11 protein-coding genes are annotated in these 17,399 nt (G+C 34.0%); 6 read left to right on the top strand and 5 right to left on the bottom strand.

The genetic code is table 11. The annotated features are described in order from the left end of the window. Positions 1 to 159 precede the first annotated feature (159 nt). Positions 160 to 1,656, top strand: a complete 1,497-nt coding sequence (locus tag VHP32_01340; GenBank protein ID HEX2786517.1) for a hypothetical protein — start codon at positions 160 to 162, stop codon at positions 1,654 to 1,656. Here VHP32_01340 and VHP32_01335 read toward each other — a convergent pair. Together VHP32_01335 and VHP32_01330 are read right to left on the bottom strand one after the other, a co-directional pair. Next, on the bottom strand, positions 1,631 to 2,554 hold the full coding sequence (locus tag VHP32_01335; protein HEX2786516.1) for a DMT family transporter: 924 nt from the start codon (positions 2,552 to 2,554) through the stop codon (positions 1,631 to 1,633). The two genes, VHP32_01340 and VHP32_01335, sit on opposite strands and share 26 nt — an antisense overlap. A 22-nt stretch (positions 2,555 to 2,576) precedes the next feature. Beyond that, complete coding sequence (locus VHP32_01330; protein ID HEX2786515.1) at positions 2,577 to 4,256, bottom strand: exonuclease domain-containing protein; 1,680 nt, start codon at positions 4,254 to 4,256, stop codon at positions 2,577 to 2,579. A 259-nt stretch (positions 4,257 to 4,515) separates the two neighbouring features. Here VHP32_01330 and VHP32_01325 point away from each other — a divergent pair, with 259 nt between their 5' ends. Genes VHP32_01325 through VHP32_01310 form a run of 4 tightly spaced genes read left to right on the top strand, consistent with a single transcriptional unit; the run spans position 4,516 to position 11,082 of the window. Continuing rightward, positions 4,516 to 6,276: a peptidylprolyl isomerase gene (locus tag VHP32_01325; protein HEX2786514.1), complete on the top strand. Its 1,761-nt coding sequence runs from the start codon at positions 4,516 to 4,518 to the stop codon at positions 6,274 to 6,276. 38 nt (positions 6,277 to 6,314) lie between these two features. Beyond that, positions 6,315 to 7,598 (top strand): peptidylprolyl isomerase, encoded by a 1,284-nt coding sequence (locus VHP32_01320; GenBank protein ID HEX2786513.1) that lies wholly within the window; start codon positions 6,315 to 6,317, stop codon positions 7,596 to 7,598. 36 nt (positions 7,599 to 7,634) lie between these two features. Further along, the gene (locus VHP32_01315; protein HEX2786512.1) at positions 7,635 to 9,749 is read left to right on the top strand and encodes a hypothetical protein; all 2,115 of its coding nucleotides are present in this window, start codon (positions 7,635 to 7,637) and stop codon (positions 9,747 to 9,749) included. Between the two features lie 40 nt (positions 9,750 to 9,789). Next, positions 9,790 to 11,082, top strand: a complete 1,293-nt coding sequence (locus tag VHP32_01310; protein ID HEX2786511.1) for a YCF48-related protein — start codon at positions 9,790 to 9,792, stop codon at positions 11,080 to 11,082. Positions 11,083 to 11,086: 4 nt separating this feature from the next. Here VHP32_01310 and VHP32_01305 read toward each other — a convergent pair whose 3' ends face one another. From VHP32_01305 to VHP32_01295, 3 genes are all read right to left on the bottom strand, one after another. Beyond that, the gene (locus VHP32_01305; GenBank protein HEX2786510.1) at positions 11,087 to 12,736 is read right to left on the bottom strand and encodes a T9SS type A sorting domain-containing protein; all 1,650 of its coding nucleotides are present in this window, start codon (positions 12,734 to 12,736) and stop codon (positions 11,087 to 11,089) included. 280 nt (positions 12,737 to 13,016) lie between these two features. Then, a complete protein-coding gene (locus VHP32_01300) occupies positions 13,017 to 15,140 on the bottom strand; it encodes a TonB-dependent receptor (protein HEX2786509.1) in 2,124 nt (707 codons plus the stop codon). A gap of 50 nt (positions 15,141 to 15,190) precedes the next feature. Continuing rightward, complete coding sequence (locus VHP32_01295) at positions 15,191 to 15,451, bottom strand: hypothetical protein (protein HEX2786508.1); 261 nt, start codon at positions 15,449 to 15,451, stop codon at positions 15,191 to 15,193. Positions 15,452 to 15,647: 196 nt separating this feature from the next. Here VHP32_01295 and VHP32_01290 point away from each other — a divergent pair, with 196 nt between their 5' ends. Then, positions 15,648 to 17,399, top strand: a complete 1,752-nt coding sequence (locus VHP32_01290) for an ABC transporter ATP-binding protein (GenBank protein HEX2786507.1) — start codon at positions 15,648 to 15,650, stop codon at positions 17,397 to 17,399.

Genomic DNA, 17,399 nt, shown 5'->3' with positions numbered 1-17,399 from the left:
TTAATTATTAAAGTTGATACAAATTTATCTGTTTTAACCCGCATTCTGCAAAGAAACATTTAAAATATCGCACCCTTTGATTTATTTTTATATATTATTAAATATTGATATTATAATAATTTAATAGCTTAATTTGATATTTTTTGTTACCTTAATATTATGGATAATTCGCATTTAATAATCATTTTAAAAACTTTAAATAAAAAAGAATTTAAAGATTTTGGACTATTTTTAACCTCTCCCATATTTAACCGGGAGAAAGTTTTTATAAATTTTTTTGATTACCTGAAGAAAAAATTTCCTGATTTTAGTGAAAATGATGTAACAAAGGAAAAAATTTATTCTGCTTTATATCCGGGAAAAAAATATAATGACTCGATGATGCGAAAATTAATAAGTGAGTTTACGCGGCTTGCGGAAGATTATATTTCTTTAATGATTTATAATCAAAATCATTTTGAAAAAAATAATAATTTGTTAAAATATTTCAGAAGGCATGGATTAATAAAGCATTTTGCAAAACGAAAAGAAAAAAATGAACAAACATTGGACAACATGATTTATAAAAATGAAACCTATTTTATCAACAAGTATATTACTGAAGATGAAACAAGACGGCTTAATCAGTCCTTGAAAAACAAAGCTCATTACTTTAAAAATAATTTTGAAGTAATATCTGAAAGTCTGACGATAGCTTCGATTATTAATATACTAAAAATTAATATGCATACGATAAACTATGAAAAAAATTATTTTGGAAGTAAATTGAGCTTAAGTTTGTTTGATGAAATTGACAACTATCTTTCCAAGAATAAAGAAAAATATGAAAATATTATTTACATAAAATTTTATTATAACTGCTTTAAACTCCTCCAAACAGAGGAAGAGAAATATTATTTTGAGCTTAAAGATATACTTGAAAAGGAACTGAATAAACTGCTTCCGAAAAATAAATCAGGATTATTTTCCGTTATGGGTAACTACTGTTATCTGCGAGTAATGCACGGTGATTTGAATTATATTAAGGAGCAGTTTTTTATTTACAAAACCAATATAGAATCTGAGTTTTATAAGCAGCAGCAAAATTATTTACCGCACATTCTTTATCTGAACACAATGATTCTCGGTTTGGAATCCGGAGAAACCAAGTGGGTGGAAAATTTTGTGGAAAGAAAAATTGATGAACTTAATCTCGAAGTAAGAGAAAATTTAAAGAATTTTTCTTATTCTTTAATAAATCTCCATAAGAAAAATTACGATAAAGCCCTTGAATATTCTGTAATCATACAAACAAATGATGTCGGTTTAAAACATCAGATAAAGTCTTTAATGCTAAAAATTTATTTTGAAAAAAACGACGCGGATGGATTTTATTCGCACATAGACAGTTACAGGCATTTTATCTCAAATGATAAACTGATTTCCGATGATAATAAAAAGATGTTCTCCAATTATATTAATTATTCTAAAAAGCTTTTTGACATAAAACAGCTCGAGGATAATTTTGACAAAGAATTTCAGCTTAAAAAAATAAAAGATGAGATTATAAATAATAAATTTATGATAAATAAATCCTGGCTACTGAATCGATTTACAGAAATGGAATCCGGTAACCCAAGAAAAAATATACTTACACGTGAGAAACGTGATGATTAATTGCCTGTTTAGCAGTTTTGTTTCTTGCATAAACGCTCCAGCCTGCACCTGCAAGAACGATTATTGCTCCGATTATTTGCAGCCAATGTACATTTTCATTCAGAAAAACTCTGCTGTAAAAAATTGATAACGGCACATTGAGAAAAATATATACAACAGCAGCAGATGCGCCGACAAGCTCTACGCATTTAAAATAAGCGCCGAATGCAAGCGCGCCTCCTAATATCCCGATAAATAAAAGCATGCTATACTTATTCCAGTCAAGATGAAACCATGGTGTATTAATAAAATCAATAATCGTAAACGGAAGCAATGCAACAAGTCCAAAAAATCCTAGAAGACTTGTAAGTGCTATAGGGTGGTGCCGTGTTCCAATTTTGTGAGCAATAACTGTCCCGAGTGACAGTGATGCCGCTGCAATCAGCACAAGCACGTCACCGTAAATGGTTCCCGTTCCCTGCCCTGATGCAGATGCAGAGCTTATTCCCACTCCTATGATTGCGACTATTGCTCCGAAAAAAGCAGACCAGTTCCAGCTTTCTTGTTTGAATATAACAGCGAATATCATTGCAAATACCGCCGCGAGATTAAAAATTATTGAACCTTGAGTAAGCGAAGTAGCCGCAAGTCCCGTTGCAAGACAATATGTATACAATCCGAAGCTTAAAGCTCCTCCGAAAATGAGGTAACCCCATTCTCTTTTTTCTATGTTAGTCCATTTCTTTCCAAAAGTTGCAATTATCGCAAGCACCAATACCATCAGCAAAATTCTGACCGATGCAACTACATTACCTTTCATTCCTGAAAGCAAATGAAAAAATAACAAGTTCAAACTTCCGAAAACTACAAAAATCATTCCGTAAATATTAAGAAAATTTCCTTTTTTATCTTCGTCCATTATATTTTAATATTGAAATTTTTTAATTTGAAATGAACTTCATTATGTCGTTCATTGAATGGTCTTCATTTATTTCCATCACGACGTTTCTGTCGCGGTTCTGCGCAAGAAAATTTGAAATTACTTTTATCTCATCAAGCTCAAACTGCGTGAATTTATGTTTAATGTATTTGCTCAATGAAAAGAACAAGTAATCAGACGTTTCCGTAAGCTGTTCAACAAAATTCACCTGACTCTCATCGCTTTTAGCAACGGTAAATGTATTCATAAGTTTGCCATTATGGATAAAAAAGAATTCACGTTTGCTTTCCGAATCCATTTTTATGATTATTTTTTTGTCGTTGATTGCGGAAGTAATTACCCGCTGGTAGCTCATTACGCGCTTAACGTCGTTCAACCTGTCACGCATAAATGCAGCGCGTTCAAATTCATTCTTTTCAGCAAGTACATGCATAAGTTTTTCATAAACTTTCTCGATTGAATAGCTTTTTGAAGAACAAATATAATTATGAACCCTGTCAACTTCTTTATCATAATCAGTTTTAGTCTGAGTAAAATTACATGGCGCTTTACAGCGGTTCATTTCATAATACATGCAGGTGGAGTGATTTTGCGAAGGTTTCAATATCTTATACTCGCACTTACGGAGATTAAATTTTTCATCAACTTCTTTCAAAATTCTATTGACTGTAAGTCCGCTTGAAAAAGGTCCGTAATAATTCGCACCGTCGTTTTCGATTTCATAAACTTTCTCGATTTTCGGATATCCGTTCTGAACGTCAATTTTTAAATAAGGTTGATACCTGTGACGCTTCAACGCAGAATTGAATCTCGGCTTTTCCTGTTTGATTAACTTCGACTCGAGTATCAATGCGGAAAGCTCAGAACCGGTAAGTTCGTACTCAAGTTTGGTTACATACTTCAAAAGCTTTTCAAGCTTGTAGCTTATTTCGGCTGTGTGCCTGAAATAAGACGATAATCTGTCACGCAAGCTTTTTGCTTTGCCGATATATAACAGTTCATCATTCTTGTTATAAAATTTATAAACACCGGGAGACTTCGGAATGTCTTTAAGCTTGATGCCGATTCGCTTCAACGCAGGATTTTTTTTCTCCTCCGTATAAATTCTGGTATTCTGAAACTTTAATATTTCATCAACTGATTCAAACTCGTAATCCGAATTTAGCTGCTCGAGAAAAATTAATAAAAGCTTTGCTGTTGCGAAAGCATCATCAAGCGCTCTGTGCTTGTGTTTTTGCTTTATGGAAAAATGCTCACATAAATTTCCAAGCGATTTGCTTTTCAGCTTTCTGCATAATCGTCGTGCAAGCTTTGCAGTGCATAGAGTTGAAAACTGGATATCGTTTTTATTCCGGCATCTGCGGTAAGATTCTTTCACAAACTTATAATCAAACAAAACATTATGTCCTGTGAAAATCAGGTTCTGACAGTTATGAAAAAATTTGTTGAGACATGGAAGAACATCTTCAAAGGACGGCTGTCTTATAACATCATCATTTCTGATGCCGGTCATTTGAGTAATAAAGTATGGAATGTGTTGCAGCGGGTTTACAAGTGTAGAATATTTTTCGACTATCTCGCCGTTCTCTACTTTAACGAGAGCAATTTCAATTATTCTGTTTAAATATGGATTCAGACCTGTAGTTTCAACGTCGCAAACTACATAACTGGGTTCGTAAATTGAAATTTCCGTTTTGATGCTGGTGTAAATTATTATGCTTAATTAAATAAGGTAAGAAAAAATAATTTTTTCAAGATAAATTATTTTCTTGTATAGGGCTTCAGTGGTTTTCATAAAATTTTACTTTAAATAAATCATTTATTTATTAAAATTTTTAAACTAATTCTGTCAATAAACTCAATAGTTGCCTTGTAATTCCGAAGCATTTTAAGCATTTTATATGTTCATATAAATTTGCTAATTATCATATATTTAACCCATGATTAATAAGAAAAATCCTTATAGTTATTTAACCCTTATTTTAATTTGTTTAGTCGCTTTTGCGTTTACCTGTTCATCAAAGAAGAAGACTGTAGTTGCAGAAATAGGCAAAGACAAAATTTATTTATACCAGTTTGAAGACCAGTTCATAAAAACTGTCGGCTCGCTTGACTCAGCAAAGAAAACATCTCTTGCTCAGCGCGTTGAGTTCCTTGACCTGATGATAAAATTCCGTTTAAAAACAATGGATGCGCGTGAAAGAGGGCTTTTACAATCTGAAGATATTCAAAGAGACCTTAACGAATATAAAAAGAATTTTATAACTGCATTTGTAATCGACAAGTTCGTTGTCGAACCGAATATAAAAAAGCTTCACGAATTGAAAAAAGATGAAGTAAGAGCATCGCACATTATGGTTAACTTGCCTATGCCTGCTCCAACTCCTGAAGATTCCATAAAAGCATACGAGAAGGCAAATATAATTCTTGACAGATTAAAAAATGGTGAAGATTTTGCTTTGGTAGCTGCAGAAATGTCAGATGACGTTTCAGGAAAAAGCAACGGAGGAGATTTATATTGGTTCACGGGCGGAATGACCGTTCCTGAATTTGAAACAGGAGTATATAAACTGAAAAAAGGTCAATATAGCAAAGAACCTATAAGAACCGTATTCGGACTTCACATCGTTAAACTTGTTGACAAACAACCACGTCTTGAGTCAGTCAGAGCTTCTCATATTTTAATTCAGGACCAGAGAGATTCGGTGGGTATGATAATGGATTCATTGGGAACATTGGCAAAAGCTCAGGACATTTTAAAACGTATCAAAAACGGTGAAGAGTTTGAAAAGCTTGCAGCAGAATATTCCGATGACCCGGGTTCAAAAACTAAAGGCGGCGATTTAGGGTTTTTCGAAAGAAGGAGAATGGTTCAGCAATTTGACAGCGCTGCTTTCGCTTTAAAGCCGGGACAAGTATCGGATTTGGTCAGAACACAGTTCGGATGGCACATTATAAAAGTAACCGATGTAAAAAAAGTCGAGCCGTTTGATAAAGCCGAAGAGAAATTGAAAACAGATTTCAAACGCGCTCCTACTTACAAAGAAACCTATGAGAAATATATGGTTACATTAAGAAAAGATTATGATTTCCAATTCGTTCCTGAAGGAGTTGCCGCAATAATTTCAAAAGTTGACTCAAACCAAACAATTGCTACAAATAATTTTGATAGTTTATTTACAGGAGGCATTCGCGAAACAGTGCTTGCAACTTATGACGGCGGGACAATAAAATTAAGTGATGTTCTTCAATATATGACCATGAACCGTGATTTTGCAAACAACGCGCCTAATTATGCAACCATAAAAAGATTAATTGAATCTACGTCAGACACACCATTATTATTAGAGCTAGCTGAAAAGAAAAAAATAGAAAAGGACGAAGATTACATTGCTATGCTTACTGAATATGAAAACGGCTTATTAAGCTTTAAAGTTGACCAGGAGGAATTATGGAGTAAAATTCAGATTTTACCGGCAGATATTCAGACATATTATGAAACAAATAAGGATAAATTCTCATATACAGATAGTACAGGAGTTAAATATAAGCTTGTTGATGACGTTAAAGCTGAAATTTCTAACTTAATTCAGCAGGAAAAGTTCAAAGAAATGGAAAATGCTTTAATAACTTCTCTGAAAAATAAATATCCTGTAAAGATTAACGAGAAAGCACTTGAAAAAGCATTCACTGAAAACTAATAACGATTTATCTAAAATTTGTTAAGATTAAGATTTACATGAGAAAACTTGCATTAATAATTTTTATCCTTTGCTTTGCGCAAATAAGCTTTGCACAGAAGACCGGCGATAGAATCCTTGCCGTCATCGGAGATGACATGATACTTGAATCCGATTTTCAATATCAACTTCAGATGTATCTGAGACAGAACCAGATTCCGATTAATCAAATGCCTCCTTATATACCTCAGCAGGTTTTTCAAAGCATGGTTACTGATAAAATCATCTATGCTAAAGCTGTTCAGGACAGCATTACCGTTTCTGAAGATGAAGTAAATAGAGAGCTCGATTACAGATTAAACAACATGATTGACCAGTTTGGTTCGGCGTCCCGTCTGGAAGAATTTTATGGAATGACACTCGGAAAAATCAAACTTGAATTAAAACAAGACCTTGCAAAAAAATTGATGGTCGATAAGCTCAAAAGACAAAAGTTCGGCAGCGGTTTAAAATTAACCGAGAAAGAAGTCGGTACTTTTTTTGAGCAGTTTAAAGACAGCTTACCGCCTGCAAGAACGCAATATGAATTGGCAAATATTTATATGCTGAGAAAAGTTTCCGATACGGAGAAACGCCTTGCACTCGAAAAAGCTCAGCTTATACTCGATAGCTTAAAAAACGGTGTTTCCTTTGAGACACTCGCGATTAATAATTCCGATGATAAAGGCTCGGCTGTTAATGGCGGTGATTTAGGCACTGCAAAGAAAGGGGTTTTTGTAAAACCTTTTGAAGAAGCTGTATTTATGCTCGAAGTTGGAGAAGTATCAGAACCGGTTGAAACAGAGTTTGGATATCATATTATAAAAAGCGAAGGGAAAAAAGGCGATGAAGTGAAAGCAAGACATATTCTTGTTGCTTTTCCGCGGCTTGAATCTTCCGATATGGAAACCATTACGTTTCTGAATTCGCTTCGTGACAGCATTATAAGCGGCGCAATAACTTTTGAAGACGCTGCAAAACGTTATTCCCAAGACCCTAATAATAAAGACAAAGGCGGATACGCAGGGAAAATTCCTGAAGACCGTCTCGATAGCCTTGAAATAGATGCTCTTAAAAAAATTGATGCCGGCGCTATTACATCGCCAATCAGAATCGGAGATGACAGAAACTACGGTTACGAAATTCTGAAATTGATAAGAATAATACCGGAACATAATTTAAATTTAACTGATGATTTTGATGCGATTAAACAATATGCCTTAGTATATAAAGAAAACTCCGAACTCGACAAATGGATTAATGAAATAAGAGATGATGTTTACGTTGACCTCAGAGTTCAATAGATTCAATTGACCCATTTGACTCATTAGATTTAACAGATGGATTTCAAAATCATTACTGACCTTGGGTACGGGTATGTAATAATATTTTTCATTTTATCCGCGCTCGTATCCTGGTTCTTTTATAGAAATTCCGACCTTCCCCAGCCCAAAAAATCTTTCCTGATTGCTTTAAGATTTCTCTCTGTATTTCTCATACTTTTATTGCTCGCAAATCCCGTTATTACCTTTATAAAATCACAGTTCATAGAACCTTCGGATGTATTTCTTATTGATGTTTCCGAAAGCCTGAACATACAAAATAGAAAAGACTCTGTTATTAATTACTTACAAAACGGAACTTCATCCGATAATGCACGATATGTTTTATTTTCAAACGGAATTTATAAAGAATTTGATAAGTTAAATATCGATTCAGTTAGGTTTTCAGAATTCGATAATTTTGAAACAAATTTAAATACATCGTTAAATGAACTTACTTCTCAGTTAAATGAATTCAATATTTCCTCTGTCAATATAATTTCGGACGGGATAATCAACAAAGGAGGGAATCCGTTATTTACTGCCAAAGCGTTAGGTGTGCCTTTCAATTATTTTCTCATAGGAGATACCGTTCAACAAAACGATTTAGTTTTAAAAAATATTTTTTATAATAAAACTGCATACATTGAAAGCTTAACACCTGTTAAAGCTGTTATTAATACATTTGGATATTCGAAAAGTATATCGGTAAATATATATGAAGAAGACAATCTTCTTGAAACACGAAATTTGGAAGTCAGTCCGGCTAAAACAGAATATGAACTTGAATTTAAGCTTACATCTGCTTCAGAAAGCATACGCAGATATAAAATCGAGATTGTTCCTTTAGAAGATGAAATAACGGCAAAGAACAATGCAACTGAGTTTTTTATAAAATTCATCGACAATAAATTCCGGTTGCTTGTTATAAGCGGCGCTCCGTCTCCGGATTATGCTTTTCTAAGAGAAGAGCTTGCAAAAGTTAAAAACTTCGAGGTATCATACTTAACTCAGAAATCCGCCGATAGTTATTATGAAAAGGATGTTCCCGATTTAAGTAATATTAATTGTTTTTTACTAATTGGTTTCCCGACAGAAATTTCTAACATAAATCTTTTAAATGACATTAAAAGATATTCCGAGCTAAATAAAGCATCCGTTTTTTTCATAGCATCAAGAAATATAGATTACTCGCGTCTTGCGATTTTGGAATCAATTCTTCCTTTTAAAACCGCCGTTACGTCTCAAAATGAAGAAGTTACGGCAATTAAATCTGTGAGCAGTATTAATCAAAACATTTTCAATTCTCCTGAAATTTTTTCAGTTATTAATAATCTTCCTTCCGTGTTCAAAACCGCAAGCACATTTCTTCCTTCAGCAAACTCTGAAACTTTTTTGATTAGCTCGAACAATTTTCAGCCTGCATTTTTAATGAAACGCGACAATGTTTCTAATTCAGCAGCATTTTTGTTTTATGGATTTTATAAATGGAGGCTAAATCCGCTTAACATTGATGCGGGGAGAATACTTAATTACCTTATATCGAATACCGTTTTTTCTATATCTGATAAAGAAAAACAAAAAAAACTTATTCTTGAATCCGGAAAGGATGTGTATTCAAAATATGAGCCCGTGATAATTAAAGCAAAAATTAATAACCTTAATTCAGCAGAGTTTAACGGCATTAAACCGCGCATTGAGCTTAACATTACAAAAAACGGAACAACACAAAAATCAGAAATGAGACCCATTGATACCGAGAATTATGAAACAATCATTAATCTTGATAATGATGGAACATATATTATAAAAGCTGATTTGTATTCCAATAGTAATTTAATTGCATCAGATGAAATAAAAATTCTAATCGGGGAAAACAACTTTGAGTATATAACAACACGTTCAGACGAATCTGTTTTAAGGGAACTTGCGCTTAACACCTCAGGTGTTAATTTAAAAAACCTTAACAATTCAGAACGTTCTGATTTATATAATAACCTTCAGCAATCTTTCGATAAAAAAATCACTGAATCTTTAAAAGAAGCATTAAACATTAACCCGTTTTATCTGGGAATTATCATTTTTCTTTTGTGTCTTGAGTGGTTTTTGCGCAAAAGGAATAACTTACCTTAATATTGATTGAATTATTCTTCTTGAATTCATATTTTACAATATGAAGAATTTTGTTTTATTAATACTGACCCTGCTTTCCTTTGAGAAGTCTTTTGCACAAAATTACTGGATTCAATACAGCACCCCAGCGTCAAGAGATTTAAGAGAAATCTATTTTTTAGACAGTTTAAAAGGGTGGGCTGCCGGCGACCAGGGAACTATAGTAAGAACTACAAACGGTGGAGTAAACTGGACGATTCAAAACAGCGGAATAGAAACCGATATTTATGACCTTTTTTTTATAGATGAAAATACCGGATGGGCTATAACCTGGGATATAGATTTTCCCGGTTATTATACTATAATTTTAAAAACTACTAACGGCGGAACTAATTGGACAACACATCAATATCCATCCGAAGATAATTTTTTTAATGCAGTATATTTTCTAAATCCAAACACAGGTTTTCTTGGCGGTGTTGCTCCCGACCATCTCGTAAGAACTACAAATGGCGGCATCAATTGGACACGTATGAACATCGACTCAAATATTGTTTCAGGGTTCCCGATAATAAGTTTTAAATTTTTTAACGATAACTACGGATTTGCAAGCGGCGGACATATAGATATAGCTGGAGTAATATGGAAAACAACTGATGGTGGTTTAAACTGGAAAACCGAAGGTGTGGGTCCCGAACCGGTACAAAGTATATTTATGTTTGACTCCCTCAATATAATTTCTGCCGGGGGTGACTATGAATACGGAACCGGTATTGTTACGACAACAAACGGAGGAACTAACTGGGAATATCGAAGTCTGGAAATTTTCGGTATTGCTTCTGCAATCAGCTTTCGCACACGTGCTGAAGGTTGGTCACCTTTAGGTAACGCGCAAAAATTAATTTATACGAAAGACTCGAGCAGAACGTGGGGAGAATGGGCAACTCCTAACTCACTTGCTATTTATGACTTACAGTTTACAGACAAGAGGAATGGGTTCGCTTGCGGTGAGAACGGAACATTTTTTAAATATAACAAAGACCTCATTAACGTAAATAATAACTCCGAGATAATACCGTCTGAATTTAAATTATTTCAGAATTATCCAAACCCTTTTAATCCTTCAACAAAAATCAGTTACCGTATTTCATCTGCTTCAAATGTTTCCATAAGTGTTTATGATGCAAAAGGAAGCTTCATCAATAAAATAGAAGAAGGGTTTAAACTCGCAGGAAGCTATGAAATTAATTTTGATGGTAAAAATCTTCCTTCAGGTGTATATGTATATAAACTTGACGTTTCTTCAGGCTTAAAAAACTTTTCCGAATCAAGAAAAATGGTTTTGGTTAAATAATTTTTTATTTAACCAAAATCATTTTTTTCGTATCAATTATTTTATTTTCAATAAATAACGAATAAAAATAAACACCGCTCGGAAGTGCGTTTGAGTTCCACTGAACTCTATACTCTCCCCCGTTTAACTTTCCCTGATATAAAGTTTCTATTTCCTTGCCGTTTAAATCATAAACCTTTAACGCTACTTCACTTAAATTCGGAATGGAAAATTTAATATTTGAAATTCCATTGAACGGATTAGGATAGTTTTGTGATAAGTTATACTTTTCAGGAACTAAATCACCAATCTGGCTGATTGAAAGAGTGTTGCGGTCAATTCGCGAAGTCCATATCTGATAAATTCCTGTAAAATTATCCATCCATACAGGTATGAGGATATTAGCAATAGAATTAATATCAATATTATCACCTTGATATCCTTGTCCGCCGAGAGAACCTATTGGAATGGGTTTAAAGGTATGGTCGCTAATCTGATAATCCTTAAAAGTAAATCCGCCATCAGTCGAACGTGATAAATAAACCTGCGAAGAATCCGCAGTCGTATTTCTGTCGTCATAATAAATTATATTTATGCTTCCTTCATCATCTACATGTATAGCCGGAAAATATTGTGTCTTACCGTTATTTATCGGGTCTTGATTTACACGTACACCTGCCGACCATGTTTGTCCTCCGTCAGTTGAACGATGCAAAACTATATCCGGGTCTGTTCCTGCAGGCGCGAGATTTTTTTCACCTGTTACAATGTAAAGCCATCCGTTTCTTGAACCTCCGCTCACATCAGCATCTATATTCGGCAAACCATTAACTCTGATGTTTCCTTTTTGAGGAAGAAGCCCCTGAATTCCATTCATATCATATGCCTGCTCTTGAACTGTCCATGATACTCCTCCGTTTGATGAGACAGCAAAGCCAACCTTATCTTCAGTGAAAGGAGAACTGCTTGTAACCGCTGCCCAGGTCATATAAACTCTTCCATCCGACCCGACAACAATATCACCGCCCTGGCATCTTTGAGGCGGATTATTTATTTGCGCAGGCGTTGTCCATGTTTGCGCACCATTATCGGTATATGCAATCATTGTCGGATAAGGCGGAGCAAATTTTACCCACGCTGTATAAACTCTGCCATAAAAAGAACTTGTTGAAAAAGGATCGCTTGCAGTGCTTGCCCTGTCCTGGTCGTCAGTTATTATTGTTCTTTGTGAAGACCAACTTAAGCCATTATTTGTTGAATAATGAGAATATAACCCCGGCGTACTTCCTAATCTCGTTAATACAAATGTTCCATTTTTATCTATTGCTATTCCCGGGTCGCCTCTGTGAAATGAAATTATTGCTCCTGTGCAAGTATCATTCCCTCTCCAATTTAATCCGCCATTTGTTGAAACATATATTCCTTCACTGATAAATCCGGTGTTAAGATTTATTGTATTTGCAGCGACGAATAACAATTGCGGATTTATCGGTGAACGCGTTATAAATGTTTCGCTCTGTGTAACTGAACTCGGATAAATTCTGTAATTCGGAGCAATTGCTATATTTGAAGATGAAACTTTCTTTTCATCAGAATTAAAAATAAAACCAAAACCTAATGCTATTGACATTATAGATATAAATGAAAGAAAAGAAGGGTATTTTGGTATTCTCATAGGATGATTGTCAGATTATAAATATATTTTTATTTTAACATCTGTATTTTATATTAAGTAAAATAAACTTTTGTTTCAAATTAAAAACCCTTTTTCAGGGATGGAAATCCCGGTATCTTTTACCTAACCTGACAAATGAAGAATTATAAATATAAAGAAATATTTATAAATCCGGATTATTTCCAATCCCATCCAAAGGGTTTAATTTCACACCTGCCTTTAAGGCAGGTGTGTTTATTTCCGGCATGCTCTATCTACAAAATAGTTTTTTTATATATTTTTACCGGAAAGTATAACCAAAATTTGCGCTCATAAACCAATTCTGCGGTTCACCTGCTTCATAGAACCTTCCGTTGGCAGAGTTAATATTTATGAAGCCAACATACTTTACATTGGTAATATTATTTAAACCGCCATATAACAATAGATTAAATTTATCCATTCTCCAGTCCAGTCCAAGTGTAGTTCCTACTAAATTATACCCATTTGTCTTTGCAGAATTCTGGTCATTTACATACATACCGCTTACATGTCTATAATTAACTTTTGCATATGCGGTAAGGTTATTTGTTATATCATGGTTATACTGCAAATTCATTGAAGCATTATGTTTAGGAACTGATGGGACAATGTTACCTGAAAAACTCTGAAAAACTGTATCAATATTTCCGCCGACATCAATTATAGAAACAGCAGTATATTGATCGTATTTAAAATCTGAAAATGAGTACGCTGTTTGCAGAGTTAACCCTTTATAAATATTTAATGTAAACCCAATCTCTACACCGGTTCTTTTTGTTTTCGCAGAGTTTCTGAAAAATACATCACCAAAAACTTCGAATGGAACGATTTCATCTTCAATATTATAATTAAAGAAAGTTACTTCATATAATAAATTGTTAAACCATCTCCTTTGACTGCTGACAAGATTTCCTTTTGTACCAACCTCAATGTTTTGTGATTTTTGCGGTTTCAAATCAGGATTTAATAATCCGATCGGGTCAGAGCTTGTCGGATAATTATCAAGTTCATTGCCAGCGGGACTGTCGAAGCTGTATCCGAATGAAGAATAAAATGATATATTCGGAAGGGGCTTAAAGTTCAGGGCAAACTTTGGTGTAAAATCGCTAAATATTCTTTCCCCGCTTCTTATACCGAGCAATTGGTCAGCAAAATTAAACACAACCCTGTCATACCTTCCTGTTACAAGCAATGAAAGTTTATCCGGAACAATAAAAAAATTATCACTATAATAAAAACCTAAGTTGCTTATGACTTCAACCGTTTGATTTTCAAGTACATCACCTTTTACACCATTAATGTTGTTAAACTCACTGATAGGACCTGACTGATAAAATACGTCCATCCCAATTGCCAGCTCATTATCACGTTCACCAAATGCAGTACGGTTTGTCCATTTTGCTGTTCCACCCAACCCCGTTCTGTCAAATATTCTATATGTCGCAGCAGTTCTTTCGAAATATTTCATTGTTCCATATCCGGTCAGTTCAATTTGATTATTATAATTCCTGTCAAGACCAGCATTAAATCTCAATGCAAGGCGTCCTTTATTTGAAATACGTTTAGTATCTCTGGAAATATCCTGAGGGTTTGCCATATATGGGTCTTTGTTATACTCGGTAATATTTAACGAACCCGGAAGCTTAATTAAACCTAATGCACCATATCCTAAAATATCAAGCTGAGTTCTGTCACCGGGAGTTAATCTTATAACTGAGTTTAAAATGTTCCAATAGTCATTACTATGTGGTCTGTAACCATTATATGTATGGTATTTATAAGTTGCCATTGCAAGATAATCGGAACCTACATAACCGGCCTTTACACCGTTGTTTCTAAGATGAAATTGACCGACTTCATTAAAACTGATTGCAAATGGTTTTTGGAAATAAACATCATTGAGGAAATTTATAACTCCTCCGGGGGCATTTGTATATAAAGATGATGAATTGCCTTTTACGAGCTCAATTCTTCCTATTGCCTCGAAATCAAGAGCTTCAATTCTTGTTTGCCCGTCCGGTTCGGATTCCGGAATACCATCTAACAAAATTCTTACGCCTCTGATTCCGGAATTTGAGCGGCTTCCAAAACCTCTTATAGAAATTCTTACATCGTGATTTCCATATCTGTTTTCGAGAAAAAGACCGGATACCGACCCAAGAACATTGTCGATAGAATTTTTTTCTTCAAATTTCCATTGACTTTTGTCAAGCCGTACAACTGAATATGGAATGTCTATTATTTTTTGTTCAGTTTGGGTAGCAGTAATCATAATCTCATCAGTTTCATACCGTGTGGTATCGGGAGTATCCTGAGAATATGAATACTTCGGAATAAATAATATTCCGATTAATAAAATTAAATAGAATAATGTTTTTTTCATTATACTCTGTTTTTAGTTTTAAAAAAATAATTAAAGGAATAATTATTTTTTTAACAGAGCATTTTAGAAAGGTAAGTGTCTTTTAATTTTGTCTGAAATGAAAAATATTCGGTTTGTGAAGTCTGAAAATCTGAATTGAAAATCGAATGGTCTGAAGAAAATAAAAAGTAATAATACGAAGAATAATGCTTTACTTTAAAATTATTTCTTCTGCTGCTCTTATTCTCCTTTTCTAATCCTTTGTCGGAAACTTTAACATTTTCAACCACTTCAGAAGGTTGACGCAGATAGTTTTCGATATTATATGACATATTTCCCAATGATGGGAAACTGAAATATAATCCGATCAAAATATAGGTTAGATAATACAGCATAATGCAAATTAATCTAAAAATAATTTAACAGCAACGGATTTTTTTGTGATTTTAAACTAAATTACTAACAAAACATAAGATGCATTAAATATTTCATTAATTAAGAAAAGCAGATTCAGTATATTTAATAAATATGAAGTCCCTTTCTGCACTTATTCCCTACCTTAAAAAATACAGAACCAAGATTTTATGGGGTTATGTCTTTATTTTAGGACATATTACATTGTTCAGCCTTTACCCCTTAGTAATAGGTGACGCTATTGATAAGCTATCTTCAGGAATTTATGGAGCCCCAGTTTATACAGACATCGCAATAGCAATTGCAATGGTCGGAGTTGCAGGAGTATTTTTATTTCTGACACGGCAGCATATAATCGTAATGTCACGTGAAGTGGAAAATGATTTGCGATATGATTTCTTTTCACACCTTCAGAAGCTCGAAAGAAATTTTTTCAATAAGGTAACTACCGGCGACCTGATGGCTCGTGCAACGAGCGACATAAACAACGTCAGAAACTTTGTCGGACCGGGTGTAATGTATTCAATGCAGACTTTTACGCGCCTTGTAATAACGCTTTATATTTTATTCGACATAAATGCAGTAATTACTCTTATTGCTCTTGTTCCGTTGCCCCTGATTTCACTTTTTGTTTATAGAATCGGCAGATATACCTTTAAGCGCTCTCTTAAAGTTCAGGAATCATTTTCTGATTTGACAACGCGCGTTCAGGAAACTTTCTCCGGTATCAGGGTCTTGAAAACTTTTGTCCGCGAAAAATATGAATTTGAAGAATTTGATAAAATTTCAAAGGATAATCTTGCAAAAAATCTTAAGCTTGCAATCATACAATCATTCTCATTTCCGATGATGTTCTTGCTGACAGGAGTTTCGATAATTCTTGTTTTATATTTTGGCGGCATAAAATATATGAACGGTGAGCTTACAATCGGGAATATTTCTGAATTCATAATGTATCTCGGTCAGCTTACCTGGCCTATGATTGCATTCGGATGGATTATAAATCTGTTTCAGAGGGCTGCTCCTTCAATGCAAAGGTTGATGAACATAACCGAACGCGAGCCGGTGATTAAAAATGATTCGGGCACAAACAAAAATATTGGAGCAAATAATATTAAAGGCGGTATTGAATTTAAAAATGTTTCGTTCAAATATCCCGATACTGACAAATTTGTTCTGAAAAACATAAATCTGAAAGTTCCGACGGGTACAACGCTGGGAATCATCGGACATACCGGCTCAGGAAAATCAACTTTAATAAATTTATTGCCGAGAGTTTATGATATTTCTGAAGGCGAGATTATTATAGATGATTATAATTTACAAAACATTCCGGTAAAATCTTTGCGTGATGCAATCGGCATTGTTCCGCAGGAGTCTTTTTTGTTTTCCGCAACTATTGAGAAAAATATTTCATATTCATCAGATAAAGCGAATATTGAAAAAGTAATCGAAGCGGCAAAAATAGCCGATTTATATAAAGACATAACGAATTTTCCTTATGAATTTCATACAATACTTGGTGAACGCGGAATCACATTGTCAGGCGGACAGAAACAAAGGACTTCCCTTGCCCGAGCAATTTATAAAGAGCCGAAAATTCTGATACTTGATGATTCACTTTCAGCTGTTGATACGAATACTGAAGAACAGATTTTAAATGAACTCAAAACAGTTATGAAAGGTCGCACTAATATTATTATTTCTCACAGAATTTCCTCGATTAAAAATGCAACCAATATAATCGTTTTAAAAAACGGTGAAATATCTGAACAAGGAACACATTCGGAACTGCTTGCACTACGAGGATATTATTTTGATTTATATCAAAAACAATTGCTCGAAGAAGAAATTGAAAAGTCTTAA

The organism is Ignavibacteria bacterium, from assembly GCA_036262055.1.
Lineage (GTDB): Bacteria > Bacteroidota > Ignavibacteria > Tepidaquicellales > Tepidaquicellaceae > DATAJP01.
The sequence above is the reverse complement of the archived record's forward strand: the minus strand, read 5'-3'. Positions and strand labels throughout refer to the sequence as shown.